This window comes from Paenarthrobacter nitroguajacolicus (assembly GCF_029952445.1).
GTDB classification, from domain to species: Bacteria; Actinomycetota; Actinomycetes; order Actinomycetales; family Micrococcaceae; genus Arthrobacter; species Arthrobacter nitroguajacolicus_B.
This window is the reverse complement of sequence record NZ_JAQPPK010000004.1, coordinates 76149-98845: the sequence shown is the minus strand read 5'-3', so window position 1 is coordinate 98845 and position 22697 is coordinate 76149. Positions and strand designations below refer to the sequence as shown.

25 protein-coding genes are annotated in these 22697 nt (G+C 62.4%); 11 read left to right on the top strand and 14 right to left on the bottom strand.

Annotated features, from left to right (window positions below; translation table 11 throughout):
- Positions 1–109: 109 nt before the first annotated feature.
- The 5 genes from PJL15_RS04045 to PJL15_RS04025 all read right to left on the bottom strand — a co-directional run bounded on the left by PJL15_RS04045 (position 110) and on the right by PJL15_RS04025 (position 5502).
- A complete protein-coding gene (locus PJL15_RS04045) occupies positions 110–1117 on the bottom strand; it encodes a PDDEXK nuclease domain-containing protein (protein ID WP_281450019.1) in 1008 nt (335 codons plus the stop codon).
- Between the two features lie 291 nt (positions 1118–1408).
- On the bottom strand, positions 1409–2065 hold the full coding sequence (locus PJL15_RS04040; protein WP_281449924.1) for a GntR family transcriptional regulator: 657 nt from the start codon (positions 2063–2065) through the stop codon (positions 1409–1411).
- A 138-nt stretch (positions 2066–2203) separates the two neighbouring features.
- On the bottom strand, positions 2204–3211 hold the full coding sequence (locus tag PJL15_RS04035) for a transketolase family protein (protein WP_281449923.1): 1008 nt from the start codon (positions 3209–3211) through the stop codon (positions 2204–2206).
- Positions 3208–4101: a transketolase gene (locus PJL15_RS04030; protein WP_281449922.1), complete on the bottom strand. Its 894-nt coding sequence runs from the start codon at positions 4099–4101 to the stop codon at positions 3208–3210. The genes PJL15_RS04035 and PJL15_RS04030 overlap by 4 nt, the downstream gene beginning before the upstream one ends.
- 63 nt (positions 4102–4164) lie before the next feature.
- Positions 4165–5502: an MFS transporter gene (locus PJL15_RS04025; RefSeq protein WP_281449921.1), complete on the bottom strand. Its 1338-nt coding sequence runs from the start codon at positions 5500–5502 to the stop codon at positions 4165–4167.
- 204 nt (positions 5503–5706) lie between these two features.
- Here PJL15_RS04025 and PJL15_RS04020 point away from each other — a divergent pair, with 204 nt between their 5' ends.
- The 5 genes from PJL15_RS04020 (at position 5707) to PJL15_RS04000 (ending at position 10134) form a co-directional block, all read left to right on the top strand.
- Positions 5707–6549, top strand: coding sequence for a sugar phosphate isomerase/epimerase family protein (locus PJL15_RS04020; protein ID WP_281449920.1), 843 nt, complete (start codon positions 5707–5709; stop codon positions 6547–6549).
- 34 nt (positions 6550–6583) lie between these two features.
- Positions 6584–7357: an SDR family NAD(P)-dependent oxidoreductase gene (locus PJL15_RS04015; protein ID WP_281449919.1), complete on the top strand. Its 774-nt coding sequence runs from the start codon at positions 6584–6586 to the stop codon at positions 7355–7357.
- 40 nt (positions 7358–7397) lie between these two features.
- Positions 7398–9134 (top strand): dihydroxyacetone kinase family protein, encoded by a 1737-nt coding sequence (locus tag PJL15_RS04010; protein ID WP_281449918.1) that lies wholly within the window; start codon positions 7398–7400, stop codon positions 9132–9134.
- Positions 9135–9144: 10 nt separating this feature from the next.
- Positions 9145–9603 (top strand): ribose-5-phosphate isomerase, encoded by a 459-nt coding sequence (locus PJL15_RS04005; protein ID WP_281449917.1) that lies wholly within the window; start codon positions 9145–9147, stop codon positions 9601–9603.
- Between the two features lie 69 nt (positions 9604–9672).
- Positions 9673–10134: a phage tail protein gene (locus PJL15_RS04000; protein ID WP_281449916.1), complete on the top strand. Its 462-nt coding sequence runs from the start codon at positions 9673–9675 to the stop codon at positions 10132–10134.
- A 76-nt stretch (positions 10135–10210) separates the two neighbouring features.
- Here the strand turns inward: PJL15_RS04000 and PJL15_RS03995 are convergent, their stop codons facing one another.
- Both PJL15_RS03995 and dnaB read right to left on the bottom strand, forming a co-directional pair.
- The gene (locus PJL15_RS03995; RefSeq protein WP_281449915.1) at positions 10211–10942 is read right to left on the bottom strand and encodes a hypothetical protein; all 732 of its coding nucleotides are present in this window, start codon (positions 10940–10942) and stop codon (positions 10211–10213) included.
- A 94-nt stretch (positions 10943–11036) separates the two neighbouring features.
- A complete protein-coding gene (dnaB, locus tag PJL15_RS03990; RefSeq protein WP_235518206.1) occupies positions 11037–12422 on the bottom strand; it encodes a replicative DNA helicase in 1386 nt (461 codons plus the stop codon).
- 591 nt (positions 12423–13013) lie between these two features.
- Here dnaB and PJL15_RS03985 point away from each other — a divergent pair.
- Both PJL15_RS03985 and PJL15_RS03980 read left to right on the top strand, forming a co-directional pair.
- On the top strand, positions 13014–13487 hold the full coding sequence (locus PJL15_RS03985) for a hypothetical protein (protein WP_281450018.1): 474 nt from the start codon (positions 13014–13016) through the stop codon (positions 13485–13487).
- Positions 13488–13494: 7 nt separating this feature from the next.
- On the top strand, positions 13495–14070 hold the full coding sequence (locus PJL15_RS03980; protein WP_281449914.1) for a hypothetical protein: 576 nt from the start codon (positions 13495–13497) through the stop codon (positions 14068–14070).
- On the opposite strand, the gene PJL15_RS03975 is transcribed toward PJL15_RS03980, so the two are convergent.
- From PJL15_RS03975 to PJL15_RS03955, 5 genes are all read right to left on the bottom strand, one after another.
- Complete coding sequence (locus PJL15_RS03975) at positions 14071–14451, bottom strand: zf-TFIIB domain-containing protein (protein ID WP_281449913.1); 381 nt, start codon at positions 14449–14451, stop codon at positions 14071–14073.
- A gap of 49 nt (positions 14452–14500) precedes the next feature.
- The gene (locus PJL15_RS03970) at positions 14501–15127 is read right to left on the bottom strand and encodes an FMN reductase (RefSeq protein ID WP_281450017.1); all 627 of its coding nucleotides are present in this window, start codon (positions 15125–15127) and stop codon (positions 14501–14503) included.
- A gap of 90 nt (positions 15128–15217) precedes the next feature.
- Positions 15218–16063 (bottom strand): alpha/beta hydrolase, encoded by an 846-nt coding sequence (locus PJL15_RS03965; RefSeq protein ID WP_281449912.1) that lies wholly within the window; start codon positions 16061–16063, stop codon positions 15218–15220.
- A gap of 18 nt (positions 16064–16081) precedes the next feature.
- Positions 16082–17164, bottom strand: a complete 1083-nt coding sequence (locus PJL15_RS03960; RefSeq protein ID WP_281449911.1) for an alpha/beta hydrolase — start codon at positions 17162–17164, stop codon at positions 16082–16084.
- Positions 17165–17364: 200 nt separating this feature from the next.
- Positions 17365–17571: a hypothetical protein gene (locus PJL15_RS03955; protein ID WP_281449910.1), complete on the bottom strand. Its 207-nt coding sequence runs from the start codon at positions 17569–17571 to the stop codon at positions 17365–17367.
- A 49-nt stretch (positions 17572–17620) separates the two neighbouring features.
- Here PJL15_RS03955 and PJL15_RS03950 point away from each other — a divergent pair, with 49 nt between their 5' ends.
- Positions 17621–18871 (top strand): CaiB/BaiF CoA transferase family protein, encoded by a 1251-nt coding sequence (locus PJL15_RS03950; protein ID WP_281449909.1) that lies wholly within the window; start codon positions 17621–17623, stop codon positions 18869–18871.
- Positions 18868–19818 carry a hydroxymethylglutaryl-CoA lyase gene (locus PJL15_RS03945; protein WP_281449908.1) on the top strand — a complete coding sequence of 317 codons (951 nt, stop codon included), beginning with the start codon at positions 18868–18870 and terminating at the stop codon, positions 19816–19818. The genes PJL15_RS03950 and PJL15_RS03945 overlap by 4 nt, the downstream gene beginning before the upstream one ends.
- Here PJL15_RS03945 and PJL15_RS03940 read toward each other — a convergent pair.
- Positions 19815–20264, bottom strand: coding sequence for an SRPBCC family protein (locus PJL15_RS03940; protein WP_281449907.1), 450 nt, complete (start codon positions 20262–20264; stop codon positions 19815–19817). The two genes, PJL15_RS03945 and PJL15_RS03940, sit on opposite strands and share 4 nt — an antisense overlap.
- Before the next feature lie 185 nt (positions 20265–20449).
- Here PJL15_RS03940 and PJL15_RS03935 point away from each other — a divergent pair, with 185 nt between their 5' ends.
- Positions 20450–21361, top strand: coding sequence for a hypothetical protein (locus PJL15_RS03935; RefSeq protein ID WP_281449906.1), 912 nt, complete (start codon positions 20450–20452; stop codon positions 21359–21361).
- 8 nt (positions 21362–21369) lie between these two features.
- On the opposite strand, the gene PJL15_RS03930 is transcribed toward PJL15_RS03935, so the two are convergent.
- Positions 21370–22287 (bottom strand): diacylglycerol/lipid kinase family protein, encoded by a 918-nt coding sequence (locus PJL15_RS03930; protein WP_281449905.1) that lies wholly within the window; start codon positions 22285–22287, stop codon positions 21370–21372.
- Positions 22288–22460: 173 nt separating this feature from the next.
- Between PJL15_RS03930 and PJL15_RS03925 the strand changes: the two genes are divergently transcribed.
- Positions 22461–22667, top strand: coding sequence for a hypothetical protein (locus tag PJL15_RS03925; protein ID WP_281449904.1), 207 nt, complete (start codon positions 22461–22463; stop codon positions 22665–22667).
- Positions 22668–22697: the final 30 nt, after the last annotated feature.

Below are 22697 nucleotides of genomic sequence, written 5' to 3'. Positions count from 1 at the left end.
AGCTTAGAGCATGCGGCAGACAACATCCGGACGACCGCGTAGGAGTCCTTCAAACGAACGTGGTGTAAGAAGGGTGTTGCCGTGCACCAAGCGTTCGGTCCCATACCCCTCAGTCCTCGCCCTCAGAGTCAGTCACAGTTCCCTGCTCAAGCGCAGCAGTAATTGCTTCCGGAGATGGCAGAGCTGCCCTCTCCTCCGGAGGAAGGGAATCGTAAGTGTATGAACTTACTGCGACTGGCTGGGATGACCCTTCCAGCGCGTACCTCACTGTTGGTTCGTGCTTGGAACCGCAAACCAAAATTCCGACTGCAGGAGCCATACCCGGGAATTTCACCAGGTCGTTGACTGCAGCCACGTAGAAATTCAGTTGCCCAAGATGTTCAGGCCTGAACTTGCCGGACTTCAACTCCACGACCACAAAGCGGTTCGTCGGCACATGAACTAAGAGAAGGTCTATGTAAAAGTCCTCGCCTTGGGCATCGAGATGAAACTGCCGGCCGTAAAAGGCAAAACCCCTGCCGAACTCGGCGAGTGTCTGAGACATCCGCTGGGTCATCGCCTCCTCCATGGCCAGCTCCTCGACTTCCTTGGTTAGCCCCAGGAAGTCGAAGACCAAGGGATCCTTGGCAACACTGCGCGCCAAGGCCGCCCCATCTTCGGAGAGACGCTCTTTAAGGTTGTTCGGCGCTGCACGGGCTCTGCGGTGCAGCCCAGTCGTGATCTGGTGCTCGAGGACTTCAAGCCTCCAGTTGAGCTCACGCGCTTGTTCCGCATACCAGTTGCGGATGTGCGGGTCCTTAATTTTGAGCAGTTCAATGATGTGGCCCCAAGGCAACTCGCCAACCCGCCCACGGTCGGCGGTGTCGGACAGGTCCCAGGCCGCTGCGAACGCCCTCATGTAGAAGAGATTGGAACGAGAGAAGCCACGCATGTGCGGAAAAGCGGCTTTAAGGTCTGCCGCCAGCCGCTGCAGAATCTTCGCACCCCATGGCTGGGCTGCTTGTCGTTCCAGGATCGTGGATCCGATCTCCCAGTACATTTGAACCATGGCGTTGCTTGCGGCCCTCTGCGCGCGAACCTGGGCCGATCTGACGAGCTCCTTAAGGGAACCAAGCATACTGGCATAGCCATTGGGCAGTTCAGGTTCAATCTCAGGCACGCCCCTACCCTAGCCGCTGGGTCCGACAGAATCCGCCGGGACGATGGCCTCACTATTTGTCCAAAGGACTTTGGACAAATTGAAATATCGGTCCTGTCCGCCGCTATCCATCCAATAGTCCAAAGAACTTTGGACTATTCACCTTCTTACCAAGGCAACGCCAGCGTTGACGTTCTCCAGCCCATCCGAAGCGCTGTGTCCCCGGGTCCAGCCAGGCCCCGACAAGATCGCGGGATCAAACTACCGGAACTACCCCACCAAATTCTCTGCCGCACCATTCATGTGCTCAATAATCGTTTCCCGCGCCTTCGCGGCATTCCCGGTCTCGATCGCCGCGACAATGTCGTGGTGCCGGCCAACACTCATGTTGCGGGTAGCGCGTTCCAGACCTGCGAACATGATGGACATCCGGATGGAGCCCTCCAGCGATTCCCACGAATGCAGCAGCGTCTCGTTTCCGGACAGCCGGCACAGGGTGCGGTGGAACTCCAGGTCGGATTCGATCCGCTCCTCCAAGGAAGATGCGGCGGCCTTGTCCATCGCATCGACGGCGGCACGCAGCTCGGTGAGCACAGCTTCCTTGTCGGGCATGTCACTCAGGGTGCGGGCGGCCAACGATTCCAGCACGCCGCGGACAGCGAAGATATCGCGTATTTCCTTGACGTCCAGGTGCCGGACAGACATCCGGCCGCGTGGTCCGGCGGAGATGAGCCCTTCCTGCTCCAGTTGGCGCAGGGCTTCGCGGAGCGTGCCCCGGCTGATCTGGAGCAGTTCGGAAAGCTCGGTTTCCACCAGGTGCCGTCCAGGCTCGAGCTCGCCACTTGTGATCGCGGTCCGCAGGGCTGCAAGCGCCTGTTCGCGCAGGCTCTTCTTCTCCAGTCCCAGCAGGGAGGCGGTGACGGCCATGGTGTGTCCTCGGTTCTTATGGGCGACTGCTGACAGTCCGGTGTTAACTGTCGATACTACGGGCACGCGAGTTGTTGTACAGCTAATGGCCTTTAGAAGCGGTTTTAGGGGCATTAGCCGTACAACAACCCAAGAGTGTCAGCCCAGTTCGGCCAGCACCTTCGCAACGATCCGGTCAACAGAGAGTCCGTAGCGTTCGTGCAGTGTGGGCAGCGCCCCGGCGTCGAGGAATTGGTCCGGAAGCGCGATCGGAACCACGCGCTTACCAAGACCGGCGGTTACGACGGCGGATGCAACAGTTTCGAACAGACCGCCAACAACCGTGTGGTTTTCCAGGGTGACGGCGAGTCGATCCGTGTTCAGTTCAGCCAGCACGGTTGCCGAGTCGAAGGGCTTGATGGTGGGAGTGTGCACCACGGCCACATCCACATTGTGGGCAGCAAGGGCATCAGCGGCCTGCAAAGCCCGCATGGTCATCAAGCCGGAGGAGACAAACACGACGTCGTTGCCTCCGCGCAGGACCTTGGCCTTGCCGAGCTCGAACTTGTAGTCGTACTCGTCCAGGACTGTGGGCACATTGCCGCGCAGGAGCCGCAGGTACGTGGGCCCGTCGGAGGCTGCGAGCTGCGGGACGGCCTGTTCGATGTCCACGGAGTCGCACGGATCCACGATGGTCAGGTTCGGCATGCCGCGGAAGATCGCCATGTCTTCGGTGGCCTGGTGGCTGGGACCGTAGCCGGTGGTGAGGCCGGGAAGGCCGCCGACGATGTTGACGTTCAGGTTCGGCTCGGCGATGTCCAGGCAGAGGAAGTCGTAAGCCCGGCGTGCCGCAAACACAGAGTAGGTGGATGCGAACGGAATCAGACCTGTCTCGGCCATGCCTGCAGCGGCACCGAACAGGAGCTGCTCGGCCATGCCCATCTGGAAGAAGCGGTCCGGGAAGGCCTTGGCGAAGATGTGCATATCCGTGTACTTGCCAAGGTCCGCGGTCAACCCGACAATCGCAGGATTGGCCTCCGCTGCAGCAACCAACGCGTGCCCGAACGGGGCAGACGTAGTCTTTTGCCCGGGGTCGGCGAAGGACGCAATCATCGCCGAGGTCTTGAGCTTCGGCTTGGCAGCCGCGGTGGTTGTGGTGGTGCTCATGCTGAGGCCGCCCCTTCATATCCTGCGGTCAACTGCTCACGGCAGATTTGCCATTCGTTTTCTTCGATGCGCATGAAGTGCGCTTTTTCGCGGGTTTCCAGCAGCGGCACACCGCGCCCAACCTTGGTGTCACACAGGATGACCGAGGGCCTGCCCACAGCAGCCGCAACAGCGGCGATGTTGTCGAACGCAGCCAGCAGCGCACCGACGTCGTTCCCGTCCACCCGCTGGGTGTACCAACCGAACGATTCCCACTTTTCCGTGACCGGTTCGGTGCGGAGGACTGTGTTGGTGGCGCCGTCGGCCTGGAGGGCGTTGATGTCAACCATGGCGATGAGGTTGCCGAGCTGGTGGTGGTGGGCACCCATGGCGGCCTCCCAGGTGGAACCTTCGTCGAGTTCGCCGTCGGAGAGGAAGTTGATGACGCGGGAGGCAGAGCCCTGTGCCCGCAGGCCAAGCGCCATGCCGACGGCGATCGTCAACCCATGTCCCAGGGAACCGCCGGAGATTTCCATGCCTGGCGTGTAGGTGGACATGCCGGACATGGGCAGCCGGGAATCGTCGGAGCCGTACGTTTCGAGTTCGGAAACCGGCACGATTCCGGCTTCTGCCAATGCGGCGTAATGCCCGATTGCGTAGTGGCCCGTGGAGAGGAGGAACCGGTCGCGGCCCTCCCAGTGCGGGTCTTCGGCGCGGTAGCTCAGTTGGTCGGCGTAGGCGGCGGCAAACATGTCAGCTGCACCAAGTGCCTGGCCGACGTAGCCTTGGCCCTGGACCTCGCCCATGTTCAGCGCGTGGTGGCGGATCCGGTACGCAGCGGCACGGATGCGCTCCACGCGCTCCGGCGTAGGAGCAGAAACGGCGGCCGTTTCAACGGATGAGAGAGTCACTGGATTCCTTCCGGAGTCGGGCGCGTACCGATGGGGAGAACGCGCCCGACGTCGAGTGGTGCTTTAGGCGTTTATGGTCTGGGGAGTTTTGCTGGCGGCTTCTTCGGCGAACTGACGCTCGCGCTTGCCCCAGGTTTCCTTGGTGACCAGCGCGGCCCAGAGACCGATTGCGCCGTAGATGCTGAAGAGAAGTGCCGGGCCCATCCAGCCCATGCTGACGAAGAGCAGGGTGGTGATGAAGGGCGTGAAGCCAGAGACCATGGCCGAGATCTGGTAGGACAAGGAAGCGCCCGAGGAGCGGGTCTTTGCCTGGAACAATTCCGGGAACCAAGCGCCCTGGGCGCCGGCGAGGGAGTTCTGGCAGACGGCGTAAGCCACCACGATCGTGGCGATGATCAGGAAGAACAGGCCCGTGTTGACCAGCATGAACATGGGGATTCCGAAGAGTACCGCGAAGGCCGTGGACCAGACGTAGACCGGACGGCGGCCAACCTTGTCGGTCAGTTTGCCCCAGAAGTAGGTGGCGAAGATTCCGATTCCGGCAGCGACACAGAGTGCCACGAGTGTCTCGGTCTTGTCTGCCAGCTTGTTCGTGTGCAGGTAGGAAATCATGTACGTCACGGACACTGCGTAGCCGGCGGTTTCTGCAATGCGGAGGCCGATGCCGCGCACGATGTTGCGCCAGTCGGTCTTGATGACTTCCACGATGGGAGACTTCACGATGTCGCCCTTGTTCTTGACGTCCTCGAACACCGGGGACTCGGGAACCTTGGAACGGATGATGAGGCCGACTGCCACCAGGACGATGCTGGCAAGGAATGGTACGCGCCACGCCCACTCGGAGCCGAGGCCCACACTGCTCAGGAACACCAGGTTGGCCAGCAGCAGGCCAACGGGGAAGCCTGCCTGCACGATTCCCGTGAACTGGCCCTTCTTCCGCCATGGTGCGTGCTCGTAGCTCATCAGGATCGCACCGCCCCACTCAGCGCCGAAGGCCAGGCCCTGGATAACGCGGACGAGGACAAGCAGCGCGGGAGCAAGGAGGCCCACCTGCTGGTAGGTAGGCAAGAGGCCGATCGCGAAGGTTGCCAGGCCCATGAGGATGAGCGAGGCCACCAGCACCGGCTTGCGGCCAAGCTTGTCACCCAGGTGGCCACCGATGATGCCACCCAGTGGACGGGCAGCGAAGCCGACGCCGAGGGTCGCGAAGGAGGCCAGGGTGCCGGTAACCGGGTCGGCGCCCGGGAAAAAGGCCGTACCAAAGTACAGTGCGGCGGCGGTGCCGAAGCCTATGAAGTCATAGGTTTCGATGACTGCGCCAACGCCTGAGCCGACGGCGACGCGCTTTGCTTCCTTGGTTCCATGAACCGGACCACGCATGGTCAGAGCTTCATTGCTCATGTGTGTTTTTCCCTTTCAAGAGTGCGGTGCTTCTTCGGCAACCCCACTGTCGACAGTCAACATAATACGTCAACTGTGACCTAGAGCACCACCAATGTCAACAGTCAACCGCAAAGGTTGACTGTTGACAGTCAACGTCTATAGAGTGGGCTGCATCACTAAGGCGCTTCGCTGGCGAAGCCCCCAACTTGAGGATCAACGACGATGTTCCATCTCCGACTTGGCTGTTCTTCCATCAGCTTCCGGCACCAGGACCTGGCAACCGCACTGCGCACCATGAGCGGCCTCGGCTTCGAGGAAATCGATCTTGGCGCGCTCCCCGGCGTCTGCGACCATGTGCCATACGTACTGGACGCCGAGGCAGTCGAGTCCGTCGCCGCCGTCGTGCGTGAATCCGGCCTGCGCGTCCGTTCCGTCAACGGCGACGTCGGGGACCTGAACGCAACGCTCGACGCCGGAACGCGCCAAGAGCGCGAACGGCACCTGGACATGCTGCTGACCTTGGCGGCCAAGACCGGGGCGAAAGCGCTGGTCCTGCCGTGCGGTGCCATCGGCCACGAACCCGTGCGCAGCCTCGAAGAGGACATCGACACCGTGGCCGCGCAACTGATCCATGCTGCCGGCCGTGCTGCAGAGTTCGGCGTCGAGCTGTGGACCGAGTCCCTGCACTACTACCGACTCTGCTGGAACACCGAACGCGCCCAACTGCTCGCGGATCGACTGGACGGATCCGGCGTCGGAATCGTCATGGACTTCAGCCACATCGTTGCCTCCGGCGGCGATCCCGTGGACTTCGTGTCCCGGTTCGCGGGCCGCATCAAGCACGTCCACCTGCGCGATGCCGTGCCGGCTACCGCAACGGAGCCGGGGAACATCAACCTCAGCATCGGCAACGGACAAGCGGACTTCGGTTCGGGCCTGGCCGCCCTGCGGGATGCCGGCTACACCGGCCACTTCTCGCTGGAACTCGAAACCCGGGACGTCACCCACGACGAACGCCCGGCAGCCACGGCCAAAGCGGCCAGCTTCATCACAGACCTCATCTAAACCCCTCTCTTCACCGAACATTCAAGGAGCACCAATGACCACAATCCAGCGCACCGCCGTCCTCACCGGAGCTACCTCCGAGCGCGGCATCGGCCTGACCACCGCCCGCCGCTACGCCAACCAGGGCTGGGGCATCGTCATCCTGGACCTCGACGGCGAGAAGTCCGCCAAGGTTGCCGCCGAGATCGCCAACGAGTTCAACGTTCCAGCTTTCGGCTACGAAATCGACGTCGCCAACGAAGCCTCAATCATCGCGGCCCAGGCCGCCGTTGCCGCCGAAGTCACCGCCGGAAACCTCCCGCCCGTGGGCGCCCTGGCCAACATTGCCGGCATCACCTCCCCCATTCCGTTCCTGGAGACCACCCTCGAGCTGTGGCACAAGGTCATGGACGTCAACGCCACGGGCACCTACCTTGTCACCAAGGCCTTCCTGCCGGACATGATCGCCAACGGTTGGGGCCGCATCGTGAACATGTCCTCCGTTTCCGCCCAGCGCGGCGGCGGCGTGTTCGGCAAGGTCCCCTACTCCGCAGCCAAGGCCGCGATCCTCGGTTTCACCAAGGCCTTGGCCCGCGAAATCGGCGAAACCGGCGTGACCGTCAACGCCATCACCCCCGGCGCCGTGGACACCAACATCCGCGTGGGCAGCACCGACGAGCAGGAGGCCGCCATCAACGCAGGCATCCCGTTGGGCCGCAACGCCACCACGGAGGAAGTCGCCGCAGTCATCACGTTCCTCTCCTCCGAGGACTCGGCCTACCTGACCGGCACCACCATCGACATCAACGGCGGCAGCCACATCCACTAGTCCTCCCCAGGCCGCCCGGAAACCAGAACCAGGACCCACCATGACCAGAATCTTCAACGATCCCGCCGACTTCGCCGACGAAGCCCTTGCCGGTTTCTGTGACGCCCACTCGGACCTCGTCCGCCAGGTCGAGGGCGGCGCGGTTCGCCGCGGCCGTCCGGCTGCGCCCAAGGTCGCCGTGATCACCGGCGGCGGCTCCGGACATTACCCGGCCTTCGCAGGCATCATCGGTCCGGGCTTCGCCGACGGAGCCGTGGTGGGCAACATCTTCACCTCACCCTCCACCCAGCAGGCCTACTCCGTGGCCAAGGCAGCCAACTCGGGTGCCGGCGTGGTGTTCACGTATGGCAACTACGCCGGGGACGTCATGAACTTCGGCATGGCAAGCGAGCGGCTGAATGCCGAGGGAATCCGGGCGGAAAACGTCCTGGTGACCGATGACATCGCCAGCGCCTCCCCCGCGGAGATCGAGAAGCGGCGCGGTATTGCCGGGGACTTCGTGGTCTTCAAAGTCATGGGTGCGGCCGCCGAGGCCGGGCTGGACCTCGATTCGGTGGTCCGCCTGGGACGGAAAGCCAACGATTCCACCCGAACCATCGGCACTGCCTTCAGCGGCTGCACTTTCCCGGGCGCCGATCAGCCGTTGTTCCGCCTTCCGGAGGGACACATGGGCCTGGGCCTGGGTATCCACGGCGAGCCTGGGCTGTTCGATACCGAGCTGCCAACCGCCGTCGAACTTGGCCAGGAACTGGTCCGCCGCGTGCTGGAGGAAGCACCTTCCGACGGTCCGGCCCGCCTCGCTGTGATCCTGAACGGCCTGGGCTCCACCAAGCACGAGGAATTGTTCGTCCTCTGGCGCACCGTGGCTCCCCTGCTCCGCGAGGCCGGCTACACGCTGGTCATGCCGGAGGTGGGCGAGTTGGTGACCTCCCTGGATATGGCGGGCGCTTCACTGACGCTCACCTGGTTGGATGACGAGCTTGAGCAGTACTGGACAGCCCCGGCGCTGACACCGGCCTACCGTCGTGGGTCAGTTGGTTTCGACGTTGCCGCCTCCGAGGAAGCTCCCGAGGACCTTGTGGCAGAAGCGGCCGACTACTCCTCCACAGAGCCGTCCCGCGAATATGCTGCGAAGTGCCTCTCGGCCCTGGACACGACGGCCACCCTGCTGCGCTCGGCCGAATCGATGCTTGGAGACTTGGACGCGATTGCAGGCGACGGCGACCATGGCCGCGGCATGGTCCGCGGATCGGCGGCGTCGTTTGAGGCCGCAAACCTCGCCTACTCATCCGGTGCGGGTGCCGGGTCCGTCCTGATCGCCGCTGGCGACGCGTGGGCAGACAAAGCCGGTGGCACGTCGGGCGTCCTCTGGGGTGCGGGGCTGCGCGCTTTCGGCGAGCGGATCGGAGACGCAGAAATTCCGACGCCGGAAGTCCTCGCCCAGTCGGTTCGCGCCTTCGCGGACCGCATCGCGAGCCTCGGAAAGGCCGAGATCGGCGACAAGACCATGATGGATTCGCTTCTGCCGTTCGCTTCCTCATTGGAGGAGCGAGTGGCTGGTGGTACGCCGGTGGAGCAAGCATGGGAGGCCGCGGCGGATGACGCACGCGAAGCCGCGGCCGCAACCGCGGATCTTCGACCCCTCAAGGGCCGCGCCAGGCCACTGGCGGAGAAGAGCCTTGGCACGCCCGATCCCGGGGCGACGTCGCTCGCCATGGTGTTTGCCGCCGTCGGGCCCCATTTCACCGAGGTTCCCGTAGCTGCCGCCACCAAATAGGAGAATGACCATGCGCATCATTGTGGGCGCCGACGAAGCCGGCGTTGATTACAAAGACCGAATCCTTGCAGACCTGCAGGCCGACTCCCGTATCACGGAAGTGATCGACATCGGCGTGAACCGGGCAGACGAAGACTTCACCAGGCCCTACCCATACGTTGGAATCGCTGCCGGTGAGATGATCCGGGACGGCAAGGCAGACCGGGCAATCCTTTTCTGCGGTACGGGGATCGGCGTGGCCATCGCAGCCAACAAGGTCCCGGGAATCCGGGCGACAGCTGCCCACGATTCGTTCTCCGTGGAACGCTCGATCCTGTCCAACGACTGCCAGGTGCTCACCATGGGCCAGCGCGTCGTGGGCGTGGAACTGGCCCGCAGGCTGGCCAAAGAGTGGATCGGCTACGCGTTCGATCCATCCTCCGGGTCCGCAGCGAAAGTGAAGGTGCTGAGCGACTTTGAGGGCTGCTAAGCGGCTTTGCAGGTGGTTGCGGCCCTGACGTCAGTAGCATGGGTGCAAACAGGCCTAACAGGAGAGCTGATGCCCTACATCGTTGACTTCAAGAACGTATCCACCGTGGGACTCGAGTCCTCGCCCGTGGCCGAGGCCGCTGCCGGACTGAGGGCCAACGAAGCCCGCTATTACAAGAACAAGTACGACCACGACTTTACGGTGAGTCCGGCCGGGGAACTCCCCGAGGTTGTGGACAGGGTGAGTCGCATTCTCAAGGAAGAACGCGACATCGTGATCAACTCCCGGCCCCTGGAAGCCACGTCTTTCCAGGTGGAGGACTTGCAGATGGCCTACGTCTTCTACGAGTCCGGCCTCTCCATCAACGTCATGTACAGCACGGGTGATGGAAAGCGGGCTGTTGGCTTCAAACTCTCCGACGGCATGGAAATCCCCGAGGAACTGGAATCGAAGTTCAAGTTTGCCCGGCAAAAGTCGAAGCTGGCGGGCACTATCCGTGGATCCTACTTCGTCATCAAGGGCGAATACTGAACCCTTCAGCGAGCACAGCAGCCTGAAGAAAAGGCCGTGCGGGCGGGTGATCCCGCCCGCACGGCCTTTTCCGATGCTATTTGACGAGTGCGGCGGCTTGGTCCATGAGCGCACCTGCTGCGTCCGGACCACCGGCTGCGCCTTCGGTGCCCGAGGCAGTGGCCGAGATCATGACCCCGTCCTTGACGGCGTAAGCCGTGTAGATCGCTCCGGTTTTCCCATCGGGGAACACCATAAGCGTCTTGAACGCAATGGTGCCCGGCACGCTCCCGACGCCGTCGATCTTTTCGGTGGAGGCGTTCACCGCGTCTCCCTCTGCTGAGAACGTGATCTTCCCGCATGTCTCTGCCTCAGACTTGCTGTCTTCCACAATCTCCTGCAACTTTGAAGCCTCGACGCCGGACGTCAGCGCCACACTGGTGATGAAGTCGCCCACCTTGACCCTGGCCGTTCCAGCGGAGGTAGAGCCGGCAATGGTTTGCGGGACCCCAAGCACGTGCAAGTCCTTGCAGCTTTCCGGTTCGATGGTTGCCTTGCCGAAGCCGTTCACCAACGAGTCATACTGGCCCACGAGTTCCTCACCGTTAAGTACGGCCGGGCTGCTTCCGTCCGAGGCCTTGATCTGGCCCGCCAAGGCGGCGAGTTCTTCATTCGTGTACTGCTTTGCGGGCGTAGGCGTGCTGGAGGCTGATGCCGCGGGAGACGCCGACGTCGCTTCCTGGGATGCGGCAGTAGAGCCACCGCATGCCGTAAGAGTCATGGCCAGCACAGCTGACGCCCCAAGCCCGAGCAGCAAGTTCTTATTCATATTTTTCCCCAATATGTAAATGTTGAGTCCGCGAATGCGGACCGAATCAACACTACTGGCTGGGTTAATGGCGCGGAGCAGGGGCACGCGGGAGCTAGAAGCCGCCCCCACCACCAGCGTCGCCGGCCATGTTGGCGAAGCGCGAATAGTGGCCCTGGAAGGCAACCACGATGTCCTTGGTAGGACCGTTACGGTGCTTGGCGATCAGGATGTCAGCTTCGCCTGCACGCGGGGATTCTTTGTCGTAGACGTCTTCGCGGTGGAGCAGGATGACCATGTCGGCGTCCTGCTCGATGGAGCCCGATTCACGAAGGTCGGAAACCATGGGGCGCTTGTCCTGGCGCTGCTCGGAACCACGGTTCAGCTGTGACAGGGCGATCACGGGAACCTGCAGCTCCTTGGCAAGCAGCTTGAGTGCACGCGAGAATTCGGAAACTTCCTGCTGGCGCGACTCCACCTTTTTGCCGGAGCTCATGAGCTGGAGGTAGTCGAGGATGACAAGTTTGAGGTCGTGCTGCTGCTTGAGGCGGCGGCACTTTGCCCGGATCTCCATGAGGGACATATTGGGGCTGTCGTCGATGAAGAGCGGGGCATCGTTCATGCGACCCATGGTGGTGGCGATCTTGGACCATTGTTCGTCCTTGATGGTGCCCTTGCGTAGGTCCTGCAGTCCGATGGTGGCTTCTGCGGAGAGAAGGCGCATCGCAATCTCGTTCCGGCCCATTTCCAGGGAGAACATGACAGTGGCCAGGTTGTTCTTGATGGCGGCAGAGCGGGCAAAGTCCAACGCAAAAGTGGACTTACCAACTGCGGGACGTGCTGCAATAACGATCATCTGGCCGGGGTGGAGGCCGTGCGTCAGCTCATCGAGCTCATAGAATCCTGTGGGAACACCCGTCATGCCCTCACCGCGGTGGCCCGAAGCTTCGATCTCATCAACGGTTGACTCCATGACGTCCTTCAACGCCACGTAATCCTCGGCAGTGCGCTTTTCGGCGACAGCGTAGACCTCGGCCTGTGCCTGGTTGACCAGGTCTTCCACTTCGCCGTCCTGGCCGTAGCCCATCTGGACGATCTTGGTTCCGGCGTTGACGAGGCGGCGGAGGACGGCCCGCTCAGCCACGATCTCGGCGTAGTAACCGGCGTTCGCCGCGGTGGGAACAGTCTGGATGAGCTCGTGGAGGTAGGCCGGTCCGCCGATCCTGTTGATCTCGCCGCGCTTGGTCAGTTCGTCCGAGACGGTCACGGCGTCGGCAGGTTCGCCACGGCCATAGAGATCGATGATGGACTCGTAGATGGTCTCGTGGGCAGGACGATAGAAGTCATGGCCCCGGACGATCTCGACGACGTCGGCGATGGCGTCCTTGGACAGCATCATTCCGCCAAGCACGGACTGTTCGGCAGGGATATCCTGGGGAGGTTTCCGGCTCGAGTCCGAAGCGCGTGTGCCCTCGATTGAGTCCAAGTGCGTAACTGACAAAGCCGTCCTCCAAATATGTACCGCTGCCGGGTTGTACTCCCTGGCGGTCTGTAAAGCGCAGTGTGTGGTCACGTTGTCCGCCAGGTGCCCTGACAATGTCAGGCAGGTCCGACAGAATAGCGATATCCACAAGTTATCCACAGCAGCTTCCCGGAGCCTGCCACGACGAGTGACTTTTAGTGGCCCTGGAAACCAATTGCCGGGATTGTCAGTGCCCAAAATGGACACTTCAGACACGTTACAGCAGGTGCCGGTGGGCCCCTGTGGATAAGCTGTGGAATACCATCCCCACGTTGTGCACAGACTGTGCGTTACTCTGTGGATAGAGAAATTCTTTTACCGGAATTAATGCTCTGACCTGCGAAAACGTTTGCCACAAGGTGTGGACTAAAGAAAGTTTTGGCGGGAAATCATCCACAGCCACCAAGGATGACGCAGCCCCAAGAGTGGGGAAAAGCACCATAAACATGCCTCAAATGTGATGGGTCTAACATTCCGGCCCTTAATTTGACACTATCCTCTCAGAAGCCTATGCCCGCCGTGGAATGTGCTGTGGATAACGCACTTCTGGCATAAGCTCTAAGCATGGGGATGAACTTTGGTGACGTGTTGACGATTGCCCTTCCGCTTCTCGTCCTCCTGGGCCTGCTGTGGGCGCTGAACGCGGCCTTTAAACCGCGGGATACAGGAGTGTCGGACGCCGAGCGATACCAACGCGAACTCGCGGCCCGCTCCGCCGCGCACCAGGCTTCCCAGGTTCAGGAAGCGCTGGCTCTCCGTGCCCGCATTGAGGCCACCACCAAGCCCAGCCAGAACGAAGCCCAACATAGCCAGCAAACGCAACAGAACCGCACGGCAGTCCAGGCCCAGGCAGCACGCTCACAGGCCGCCGGCCAGCCAGGCCATCAGCCGGCAGTCCTTCCCAACGGCCAGCTAAACCCGCAACTCGCCTTCGAGCTGCAAAACCTGGTCCGTAGCGGAAAAAAGATTGAGGCCATCAAAGTTCTTCGCCAAGCCACCCACTCAGATTTGCTTACCGCCAAGAACTACGTAGATCGGCTCTGACAACGCCATGGATTCCATCCTCATCCCGCTCCTGATCCTCATTGCGGTGGTTGCGGGAGTACTCCTGCTCATTCATTCCTTCACCAAACGCTCCGCTGAAACGAAGGCGAGCACGGACGCTGCAAACTCCCCGACGGATCCGCTGGAACTGGCGAAGGAATCGGCGGCCAAGCTCAACCAGGAGCAACACCGTCAGCTGTACTCGCTGATCGCGCAGGGCCAGGGCATGGCAGCCATCAAGCTCTATCTGCAGGCCACAGGCGAAGGCCTGCGGGCATCACGCAACGCCGTGGGTGCACTGGCAGCGCACCCGCAGCCCTTCACCCCGGAAGCGCCGGCCAAGGACCTGCTGGCCGATGATGACGATGAGCCCGAGCGATTCCCCTATCGGTACAGGGCAATCGTCAGCAAGGGCGATGTGACCCGCGAAGTCAGCAGCAACATGCTCAACGACGAAATCTATGGACGGATCCGGACGTTGGCCAAAAGTGGGGATGTGGAAGGTGCGGCACTGGCCCTGACCCGCCACTCCGACATCAACATCAAGCAGGCCCGTGAATTCATTGAGCTTCTGGACGACTAGCTAGAAGTCAAAGAGGTCGCCCAGGAAGCCTTCCTTCTTTTTGCGCTTGCGGCCGTACTGGTCACGATCATCCCGTCGGTCGTAGCCACGGCGGTCATTATCCCGTCGATCAAAGTCGCGGCGATCATAATCCCGGCGATCACGGTCGTCATACCGCGGTTCCTGCGGACGGGACTCAAAAGGGTTGTACAGCGGCGGCGGCGCGATGGGCGGCTGCGCCGGAGCGGCGACGGGCCGGGACAGACCCGGACCCGTTTCTGCCGCCACGCGGTCGATGATCTTGTCCAGCTCCCCGCGATCCAACCAGACACCCCTGCATTGCGGGCAGTAATCGATCTCCACGCCGCTTCGTTCGCTCATCACCAGGTCAATGGAATCCACAGGACACTTCATGCTTGCCCCAACGAGCGGACCCGGCGAAAAGTTCGGCCTACCTGCCTGACGAGATTCCGGCGAGGAGCTGCTCGAAGGGCAGCGATTCCAGCGCGTCGTTCTTGCGGTGCGGCTGGGGGCCGCTGAGCAGTTGCACGAGTTCAGCCGCTGCCCGGTCCACCCGCGACGAGAGAGGGGAGCCGCCGTCGTCGGTGTTTCCCCAGTCCTGGGGACCGGCGAAGACGCCGGTGGCCGCAATCCTGGTGCGCAGGTAGGTGAACAGCGGGCGCATGGCGAAGTCGAGCACCATCTGGTGGCGGTCGGTGCCGCCGGTGGCGCCCAGCAGCACGGCTTTGCCGTCCAGCGACTTGGGGTCAAGGACGTCGATGAACGACTTGAAGAGTCCGCTGTACGAGGCACTGAAGACCGGGCTGACAGCGATGATGGCGTCGGAATCCTCGACGCCGGCAATTACCTCAGCCAGGCGGGGGGCGGCGTAGCCGGTGACGAAGTTGTTGGCGATATCCACGGCGAGGTCGCGCAGTTCGACGACGTCGATACTCACCTCAAAGCCGCCACCGCGCAGCTGCCGCTCGGCGGAAGCGGCCAGCTGGTCGGCCAACAGCCGGCTCGACGACGGGACGCCGAGTCCTGCGGAAAGTACGGTGATGCGGCGGGTTTCCATGGCATTCTCCTGTTGTTCGTTCATCCAGCTTACATGCATTTGCATCTATATCCATGAACAGGGGCGTCCCCGAAAGTATTCCCGCCGGGGTTACCGCTCCTGGAGCTGTCGCAGGAACCCAACCGTGGCATCGGAAATCTCCGCCTGCGCCACCTCCCGACCGACTTCAGGCGAACCGTCCCCGGGCTGGGGGCCGTAGCTCCCGAAAAACGCATGGTTTCCGCCCTGAACCGCAACATACGTGGCATCATCCGGCAGCAATTCCCGGGAGGCGTCGATCTTCGCGGGCGTACTCAGGCCGTCCTTGGTCCCCGAAATGGACACCACCTTCAGCCCCGCACGCTCCCGCAGGGAATCCAGGGGGTAGGAGGCATAGAGGAGCAGGCCGTCCACGTCGGAGTTGCCGAGCGCGAAGGAACTCGCACTCACGCCACCCAGCGAGTGCCCTCCAACGGCCCAGATGGCGACGTCAGGATGGGCAGCAATAGCGCCACCGGCCTGGTTTCCGTCCAGCAAGCTAAGGTTCAGCGGTTCCTTAAGGATGACTACCAGGAACCCGGCATCGGCTGCCGGCTTGAGGATGTCCACGTAGGCGCGGGCTTCGGGCGGTTGGTACGCGAAGGGGTTCAACCAAACGAGCACCGCGACCAGCGCCAGGGCTACTACCCTGCCGAACCAAGCGCCAATCGCCCGAAGTGTGGAACGCCGCAGCGTCGCGTGGCGGCGTCGCCACAGCCGTACCGCCCAAAGGATTCCGACGACGACGGCGACCGCCAGGAGCGCTGGCAGCAGCGGATGGCCGCCAAGTACTGCGGGGTTGCCCAGGAGCATCCACGCTGGAGCCAGGATGAGGGCCGCGGCGCATACGACCGAAGCCCAGTAGAGAAGTGGCGTACGCGTGCCGGAAGCTGAGGCGCCCTCAGGGTCGGAAGTCATTCTCCAATAATAGTTCCATCATGGAGATACTTTGCCCGTATGTGAGGCAAGGAACTCAAACGTCTTGTCCCGCGCCTCCTGCGCCTCGCCGAAATTCAGGTGGAACTGGTATTCGTGGGGCAGCTCGGGCTGATGGTTTGCGGGCCAGAACAGCTCCTCTACGGGCACGCCGGCGTCCTTGAGCCTGTTGCTGTAGGGCACCGACTGCAACCAAGTGAGTCCGTCGCCATTACCGCCACTGATAAACGTGGGAGGGAAGTCCGCGGTGACAAAGTCGATGGTGGACATTGTGGCCCCAGCATAGGTGGCGGACCAGTCCTTGGTGCCCGTGTAGGCCCAGAGGGAAGTCTTGAAACCCCAGGCAACCAGGCCACTCAGGTCCGCCATGGCCCGAAGATCGTAGACACCGCAATGCAAAATGGTGGCTGCAAGCTCCGATTTCCGGAGGGCCGGTTGGATGCCCATCAGATTGGCGTACTCCGGGTTGACGGTGAGCGTAGTCATCTGGCTGGCCAGCTGGGCTCCTGCGGAATCCCCGGCGAGCACGATGCGGCTGGTGTCCACGTTCAGCTCGGCAGCGTGTACCTTGATGTAAGCCAAAGCCTCATTGATGTCCCGCACGGCCGTGGGGTACGTGGCCTCGGGTGCAATCGGGTAGCTCATGCCGATGGTTGTGTAGCCCTGGCCGGCGATTATCTGGAGATACGGGTTCACGTCCCGTTGCGCCCCGGAGATCCAGGCGCCACCGTGAATCCATACGACGGTCGGAAGTGGTGCAGCCGTCCCTTGGGGGCTGAAAACATCAAAAGTGGAGCCGGATTTGTACACCACTCCCATTTGGCTTTGGAGCGGCGTATCGGGAACGTAGGGCGTCATCTCGTCGATGGTGGACTGGGCGCCCCGTTCAAAAACGCTGCGGATCAACAATGCCGACGGCCAAGGCGTGGCGGAAAGGGCCACGGCCACGATCAAAGCCAACAGGATGGCCAGTTCGAGCTTGCGTAAACGTGAGGAGCGCTTCCGTGGAACCTTGGAAGGCGTTCGCGCCTGAGCTGGCTCGGCTTTTCCTGCACTGGCTTGAATCGAATCCAACAGCCCCATTGCACACTCCCCCGGTCGGCGCATCCCTGGACCCATGCTAAGGCGCTGGGGCGTTGCCCGGGGTCAGGCCGGCGGCCGCGCCGCCATGAGCAGGACTCACTCGCCGCCGTCGAACGTTACTGCGTGGAAAGCAGAGCCGCGCGCAACCTCCTCGAAACCCCACCTTCGGTGCAAGGCAAGCGAAGCATGATTGCGGGCGTTCACGACGTACCACGCCGAATCTGCCCGGCCCCAGATCCATTCCACCGTTCGGCCACCAGGACCAGCCGGCCCGGATCGGCGATCGCGGCTCCGATACGTTCCGCGAAGGCGTCCGCCCGCGCCGCCGATACACGCCCCGCAGCGCTCTCCACGGTCACAATGCCGGGAACGTCCGTATCAACCGCGTGACGGATGGCGTATCTCATGGGCCTAGTCTAGGTTTGCAAAAAAGGCATTGCCGGATGGAAGAGGACCATGACACAGCAAGACATCGCCCCGCTGGCAGGGGTCCGGGTCCTCGAACTCGGCAATTACATTGCAGCTCCGACGGCCGGGCGGCTGCTCGCCGACTTTGGCGCCGAAGTCATCAAGGTGGAGCGGCCCGGAACCGGCGACGAAGTGCGGAACTGGCGGCTGCACAAGGGCACCACCTCCATGCTGTACCGCACCCTTAATCGCAACAAGAAGTCAGTCGTCCTCGACCTCCGCACGGAAGCCGGCAAGCAGGCGGTCCTGAAGCTGGCTGCCACCTCCGACATCCTTCTGGAGAATTTCCGCCCCGGCACTTTGGAGAAGTGGGGGCTCGGCCCGGAGGTCCTCAATCAGGCCAACCCGGACCTGGTCGTCACGCGAATCTCGGCTTTCGGGCAGACGGGGCCGTTATCCGGGCGGCCCGGTTTCGCCGCCGTCGCCGAGGCCTACGGAGGTTTCCGCAACCTGGTGGGCGATCCCGACCGCGCGCCGGTTCGGGTGGGCGTCTCCATCGGAGACTCGATCGCGGGCCTGTACGCCGCCTTCGGCTCAGTGATGGGCCTCTACCAGCGTGAAGCACGACGCCGGGACGCAGCCGGCGCTGTTCCGCTCACCGAACGCGTGATCGACGTCGCCCTGCACGAAGCAATGTTTTCCATGATGGAATCGCTGATTCCGGATTACCAGGCGTATGGCGTGGACCGTCAGCGCGTGGGTGGGCGGATGGAGGGAATCGCCCCCTCCAACGCCTATTTATGCAAGGACGGCGCCAGCATCGTGGTGGCGGGAAATGGCGATTCGATCTTCCAGCGGTACATGCAGACCATCGGCCGTCCGGATCTTGCCGAACACCCTGGTTTGCAGACCAATGCCGGACGCTGGGCCCAGCGGGAGGAGCTGGACCACGCGATCGGTGAATGGACCGCTACCCTGCCGGCCGCCGAAGCGCTGGAGGCATTGGAAGCCGCCGGTGTTCCCGCGGGACCCATCTATACCGCCGCGGACATCAGTGGTGACAGCCAATATGCGGCCAGGAACATGATCCAGAAATTTGATGTTTCCACCGGCGAGGAAACCCTCCCCGGAGTTGGCTTCCCGGGCGTGGTTCCCGTCATTGGCGGGCAATCCCTGCCCATCCGCAACCTCGGGCCGGACCTCGGTGAAGACACCCACGAGATCCTTGGCGGCCTCCTTGGAATGACGACCGACGAAATCGATGCAGCTTCCGGCCGCGAGGAAGCGGTCAAGCCATGAACCACTTTGAAGGCCCCTTGGCCACAACTTTGGGCAGTGCCATTTTGCGTGACGTCACGCTCCGCGACGGCCTCCAGTTGACGGGCAAGCTCCTGCCGACGGAACAGAAGATCCAGACAGTGCGCGAGTTGCTGCGGCTGGGTGTGCCTGCCATCGAGCTTGGCTCCATGGCCCGCCCGGACCTCGTCCCCACCATGGCCAACACCTTGGAAGTGGTGCAGGCGCTGACGCCCGAAGAGCTCGAAAAGTGCTGGATTTGGGTAGCAACACCCGGACATGTTGCGAAGGCTGCGGCAGCCGGCGCGCGGAATTTCCAGTACTGCCTGTCTGCCTCGGATTCGCACAACAAGGCCAACATCGGCCGGACCACTGATGAGAGCCTCGCCTCATTGCCCGAGGCGGTGGAGTACGCACGCGAGGTAAACGGCCGCATCCAACTGTGCATCGCCACCTCCTTCACCTGCCCATTTGAAGGCTATGTTCCCGAAGAACGCGTCCTTGCGATTGCCAATGATCCACGCGCCGAGGGCACTTCAGACATCGTCATCTGCGACACCTTGGGGCAAGCGGTTCCCACGCAGGTTTCGGCCCTGATCAGCCGGGTGAAGGACGAGTCCCCCGCGCGCAGGATCGTCTATCACGGCCATGACACGTGGGGTTTGGGTGTGGCCAATACCTTGGCCGCCATCCAGGCTGGCGCTGCCATGGTGGATGGCGCCCTGGGTGGCCTCGGTGGATGCCCCTTTGCCCCCGGCGCCAGCGGCAACACCTCCAGCGAGGACATCCTGTTCGCGACCCGCCCGAACTGGCTGACCCCGGAAGTCTTTGGCGAGCTGGTGCTGCTTTCGGAGAATTTGCTGGCAGAACTCGGCGAGCCAAACCGCTCCAAGGCAGCCCAGGGTGCGCGGTCCAAGGCCGGGGCATTTGATTGGGTAATGCGCTCCTAGCTGCGCCTGCCAGCCCCGCCCAATGCCATGAGTTCCAACCGTCTGAGGGTTTCGCGGTTGCGAACGGCAATGAGGGGATCGCGCAGTTTCCTGGGCACGAGCTTCCCGGGGCCACGAACGGCGTCTTCGGCGATGGAAACCCTGCATTGGGAGTCGCCAAGGTCTTCCAATGTGATGAGGACCTTGGCTTCGCCCAAGGGCCACCCCCTCGCGAGAAGCTCCAGCCTGCGCCCGGATTCGACGGCGGTGACGCGGCTGCTGTCGTCGATGAGGAACGGCCAGGACCCCACGGAATGGTGAAGCCGGGACCCCTCCGCCGGCCAATGGTCGTCGACGGATCGGATCCTTGAGGCGCCCACCACCCAGCCTGAGTACAGCCAGCCTTCCTGAATGACTTTCCAAACATCTGCGGCAGGGGCGTTGAACAGCTGGGTCACAGTGGACATGTGAAACCTTTCTGCGCGCTTATTGATCAGGCCGTAGACGTTAACATAAGCATGCTTAGTGTTTGATGGCCAGTGGTGGCTCGACATCACGATGATGGCTGACTGGCCTCCCCGTCATGGGCGGAGTTGATGGACGTTCGTGAGCGACATCGTACCCGCGCCGCAGGGGCACCTACACTGATCGCATGGCGTGCCGAAGGTCGCGATTCCTCGCCGGGCTTGTTGCCCTCGCCGCGATGCTGCCTGCCGTTTCCGCGTGCGATTCCAGCGTCCCCTCCATGCAGCCATCGTCGGGTTCCGTGAAACAGTCGTCGGAAGGCGCCGCGCCCATCACCGTAGAGGTCAACCAATCCCGGGACCAATACGGGAAACAGGCCATCCAACTCCAATTCACCAACACCACGAACAACACCCTGACAGTGACCGCAGCCCGGCTCCATTCGTCCCTCTTCGAAGGGGACATCCTCTGGCAGAGACCCGGCGACGGCCTCGAGCTGCCGCCCGGGCAACCGAAGAGTGTGCCTACGCCACTCCCCGCCGCGGTCTGCGGGACGTCACAGGCCGCTTCCACGGAAGGGGCCAGCGCCACCGTGGAGTACGCCGAACCCGGCAAGGAAGCCTCGGAAGAAACCACTGACGCCGCTGATCCCTTCGGAGTACTGACCAGAAACGCAGCGGAGCTTTGCATCGCGACTGAAGCCGCCGCCGTCGCCACCATGGCCCTGGACCCCGGACTCGAGGTGGCACCGGACGGGCAGACCGCCGTCGTGCGTTTGGTCATCACTCCGGCAGGGCAGGGTGGGGCGGCAGAAAGCCTTATCCTGGAGTCGATCGATGAGACCACTTTGCTGGCCCAATCCCCCAGCGATCGGTGGCCCAGGAATGTCACTGTGGGTAGGGAAAGACAGGAGCTGCGCCTTACCATCCGGCCTGCCCGCTGCGACCCGCATGCCGTCGCCGAGGACAAAGTCGGCACGCTCCTCCCCCTCCGGATCAAGCTGGGAGAACGGCAAGGCTTGATAAAGGTGCCGGCGTCAAACGATCTTCGCGGCCGCATCTACGACTTCGTGACAGCCGCTTGCTCCCCAGCCGGGTAAACTCGCGCCTAGCCGAGAGTTGCCAGGGCCCCCGGAGCGCACTCAACCCGGACCTTGACGTTGGCCTCCACGCTCTTCACCTCACCATCCATCTGGTAGGGCAGCGGCTTGAGGGTGGTGAATTCGTAACTGCTCACGCTCGGCTGGTCACCCAAACCCTGGGTGGTGGCTTTGAGCGCCGTCAAAAGGACCCGCCACTTGGGCATGTGCGGGAAGATAATGACTTCGAACTTCCCGTCGGAGGGGTGGTCGGCTGCCTCGCTGAGGGTGGCGTACTTGGCCATCTCGGGGATGTTGGCAAACACAAGGCTGTCGAACTTGTGGCGCTTTCCATCAGCAAGGCGAACGGCAAACGGCTCGAACTTGGAGAAGGTCTGGATCACGGTGACCATTTCCTTCAGGGCACCTTTGCTGCCCTTCTCAAGTTCGGTGGCAACCACGGGCGTCAAGCCGAACCCGATGTAGGAATGGGCGTATTCAAGGGGTTCATGCTCTGCTTGGCCGGTATGGATGCGGAGGAGGTCGATGTTGTGGACAAGGCCCTCCGCAATTGCCTCTTCCAACGGTTTGGTGGCGATGATCCTGCTGTGATCGTTGGCGTTGCCCGCCGCCCGGACAGCACACACGGCCCGTGGGTTCCCGGCCTGCATGACTCCATTGACCACCTCGTTGTAGCCACCATCGCCACTGACTGAAACCACCAGGACATCCCCGCCCTTCGCCGCAGCCTCCCGCGCCAGGTCCACGGCGTGGCCTGCATGCTCGGTGGGCTGGAGGATGATCTCCGGCTGGTACGTGAGCAGTTCCTTCAGCTTGAGATGGAGTTGCTGCGCCAGCTCCGGCGCATCCCCTGTGCTGTTGGGGTTGAAGATGATGACGATCGACTCAAAGGTCCGGGCAGAATCCACGATGTACTCCTGATTCATTGCGAGGTCCCTTATTCAGGCGGCTGTTTCCCTCGGAAGTTCCCATAGTATTCGCAACCTGAAGGGGTTTCGGATATACACCGAACGTGAAACCATGAAAACAGGTTCCGGGAAGTGAACCTACATCAATCAGCTGCGCGCGGTGTGGTGCTGCGGCAGCGGCCGGGAAACCCATGGACTCACGTCAGGCAGCACGAACACTCGTCCTTGAGCATGAGGTCGCGCTCGATGATCTATGGGCTTGGTACTGGGCCAATGGTGGAAATGCCAAGCTTTGGGATTTCGATGCGTACCTGTTCGGGATCCTGGAACGCGATCCCTTCGACCTGAGGATCCTCGGTTGGGCCATGGAAGACCTCGAAGCCCGTTCGCTCCTCTGAGTGCACCCGTCCTCTAAGTGTCCAGGCGCG